The 2996-nt window shown below is 39.6% G+C and carries 4 protein-coding genes; all 4 read right to left on the bottom strand.

All coding sequences use genetic code 11. The features are described 5' to 3' along the window. Window positions 1-150 precede the first annotated feature (150 nt). The 4 genes from ACIQ2X_RS15270 to ACIQ2X_RS15285 all read right to left on the bottom strand — a co-directional run bounded on the left by ACIQ2X_RS15270 (window position 151) and on the right by ACIQ2X_RS15285 (window position 2806). Complete coding sequence (locus tag ACIQ2X_RS15270) at window positions 151-1077, bottom strand: YihY/virulence factor BrkB family protein (protein ID WP_396179825.1); 927 nt, start codon at window positions 1075-1077, stop codon at window positions 151-153. After that, window positions 1078-1935, bottom strand: coding sequence for a carboxylating nicotinate-nucleotide diphosphorylase (gene nadC / locus ACIQ2X_RS15275; RefSeq protein WP_396179826.1), 858 nt, complete (start codon window positions 1933-1935; stop codon window positions 1078-1080). Window positions 1936-2072: 137 nt separating this feature from the next. Continuing rightward, complete coding sequence (locus ACIQ2X_RS15280; RefSeq protein ID WP_396179827.1) at window positions 2073-2714, bottom strand: T9SS type A sorting domain-containing protein; 642 nt, start codon at window positions 2712-2714, stop codon at window positions 2073-2075. Then, a complete protein-coding gene (locus ACIQ2X_RS15285; protein ID WP_396179829.1) occupies window positions 2684-2806 on the bottom strand; it encodes a hypothetical protein in 123 nt (40 codons plus the stop codon). Before ACIQ2X_RS15285 ends, ACIQ2X_RS15280 begins: the two co-directional genes overlap by 31 nt. Between the last annotated feature and the right edge of the window lie 190 nt (window positions 2807-2996).

Here is a 2996-nt window from a genome sequence, read left to right on the forward strand (position 1 = left end):
CCCGGATTGTAACGAATAGCCCGGAATTTGAAAAGCTTATTTTTTCCTGACATAAAAGAGCGACCAGCGGAAGCTCCTTTTGTGGCATTGGAAAAATTGCTTTTCAAATGAGGACTAGAAGTGAAAAGCCGGATAAGCTCCTGAAAAAAATTATTTAAACAAATTGCGTCTTTTGAGTCGGTTGATGGACGTATTGAGTTCGAAACCGAGTAAAAGTATCATGCAATTGAGCCAAATATAGAACATCATAATCAAAAGTGTACCGATGGAGCCATAAAGTTCGTTGTATTGCGAAAATTTGACAACCCAAATACCGAAAAAGTAGGACGAAATGATAATTAAAATGGTGGTAAAAACCGATCCTATCGAGATGAAGGAACTGTTTCTGGCTTCCTTGGTTCCGAATTTGAGCAAAACCGAACTGGTAATTAAAATCATCAGAATCAAAAATCCGTAACGCCCGATTTCGATAAATTGTACGGTATCGTTAAACACATTGTCCAGCTTTGTACTCTGAATAAAAACCTCAAAAACTACTGTTGTGGCTACGGTTACAATTAATAAAAGTGATAAAAGAAGCGACATGCCGAGTGCTACCACATATTGCCGAAAAAAACCGCGCTTGATGATCACGTGGTGCGAACTTTCGAAGCCTCCAAGGATGGCATTCAAGCCATTGGCCATTAAAAATATAGAAAGTAAAAATCCTGTGGAAAGTAGGCCTTTATAACTGTTGTTGAGGATATCGTTGATGATGGAAGCGATGGCTTCGTAGGTATTGGGCGGTACGCTGTCTTCCAAAAATTTGAGAAAATCCTGCTGAAACCCTTCGATGGGAATGTACGGAATGAGGTTTAAAATGAATAAGGCAAAAGGAAAAAGTGCCATAAAAAAGCTGAAAGCAACCGCTCCTGCCCGATAGGTTATGGCTCCTTCGATGATTCCGACGAGATAAATCTCAAGCAAATCATAAAGCGAAAGCCCTTCAAGCCAAGGCAATTTGACACGCTTGGCAACGTGCATCAAATTCCTTACTACTGGAATTTTTTCGACTTTTGCTTCAATTTCTGCTGACATTTACAATGCTTTTAAACTCAAATCCATATTGTAAACCGAATGAGTTAAAGCCCCGGAAGAAATATAGTTGACGCCACAATTGGCATATTCACGGATGGTTTTTTCGTTGATATTTCCTGACGATTCTGTTTGACAACGATTGCCAATCAAGGCAACAGCGGTTTTGGTATCCTCGAAATTAAAATTGTCTATCAAAATGCGGTGCACGCCTTCGGATTGCAGTATTTCTCGAATTTCATCCAAGTTCCTGGCTTCGACGATTATTTTTAAATCCAAATTATTTTTTTGAAGGTACTCTTTTGTTTTGGCAATTGCGTTGGTAATTCCACCGGCAAAATCGTTGTGATTGTCTTTGAGCATAATCATATCGTATAAGGCAAAACGGTGGTTGACACCGCCACCAATTTTAACGGCCCACTTTTCGGGAGCACGAAAGCCAGGAGTGGTTTTTCGGGTGTCCAACACTTTAGTAGAAGTGCCTTCTAAAAGTTGTGCGTAGTGGTTGGTTTTTGTGGCAATAGCACTCATTCGTTGCATGGAATTGAGTACCAGTCGTTCGGCTTTTAAAATGGATTGCGAACTTCCTTCGACGTGAAAAACAACATCGCCATAGCTTACTGGCGTTCCGTCTTGGATAAAAGTTTGTACTTTTAAATCAGGGTCCACATAGTTGAAAATCATTTTGGCAAATGCAACTCCGGCAATAATTCCGGCTTCTTTAACTAACAATTTGGCTTTTCCAGTTGCTGTTGCGGGAATGCAAGCGAGCGAACTGTAATCGCCTGGACCGACATCTTCGCGAAGGGCATTCTCAATGATAATTTGTAATTCTGCTTGAAATTGTATATCTGAAATCATAGATTTTGAATTGATAGGCTAAAATACAAAAATCAATGAAAGAAATGAATTTTTTACAAAAATCCTCACCCCTCCCGACTCCTCGGGACTCTCCAATCCCGATAGTAATCGGGAGAGGGAGCTAGGATAAGATAAATTTACTGTTTCACAAATTTCAACATAGAAGATTGTCCTAAATCATCTGTCAAGCTTATCATATAAACCCCACTACTCATACCACTACAATCAATACCACTTCCTCCAGCAATTTTTCCTTCACTAATTTTTACTCCTAAAATAGAATAGATTTGGTACTGTTGTGTTAATTCACTATCAATAAACAAACGATTTTGTACCGGGTTGGGATATAGTTGTACGCTCTTTTGATTGAAATTTTCCGTACCCAAATTACAAGCATTAATGAGTAGCGGTGTAAACTGTATGGTGGGTGGTCCTCCAATACCAGTACCAAGCTGGCCAAAAGAACTACTACCCCAAGTAAATAAAGACCCATCTGTTTTTAAAGCAACGGTGGCATTAATACTAGGTGACAATGATGCCCAGTCGGCTGAAGTTCCGATTTGAGTGGGTACTAATAAATTGGTTTGTGTGCCGTTTCCTAAAGTACCAAACATATTACTTCCCCATGCCCATAAAGTACCATCAGATTTAATAGCAAAAGAATTTTTAATATCAGCTTCAATAAAAGCCCAATCAGTATCAGTTCCAACTTGGGTAGGTAAAAAAATAGAAGTTGTACTACCGTTACCTAAAGCTCCACTGTCCCCCCCCAAATCCAAAGGGTATTATTATTTTTTAGTCCAAGATAATGACCATTTCCTACTGCAACAGACTTCCAATCGGTGTCGGTTCCTATTTGTGTGGGTATCAAAATTAGGGTTTGACCGCCCGTTTCACTTGTAATCCCTAGCGGTACTGAATTATTACCCCAGCCTGGAAAAAACGGTCAAATTGACCACCTAATTCCAGTGCAAATTGACCACCCAATTCCGGAGCAAATTGACCACCTGATTCCAGTTCAAACTGACCACCAAAAAAACGACTATTTTTTTCATGCTGTT

Source organism: Flavobacterium sp. (assembly GCF_044368625.1).
In the GTDB taxonomy this organism is placed as follows: Bacteria; Bacteroidota; Bacteroidia; order Flavobacteriales; family Flavobacteriaceae; genus Flavobacterium.

Excerpts from the sequence above, each read along its gene's own strand:
- ACIQ2X_RS15270 (WP_396179825.1), bottom strand. The coding sequence starts at position 1,077 with ATGTCAGCAGAAATTGAAGCAAAAGTCGAAAAAATTCCAGTAGTAAGG.
- nadC (WP_396179826.1), bottom strand. The coding sequence starts at position 1,935 with ATGATTTCAGATATACAATTTCAAGCAGAATTACAAATTATCATTGAG.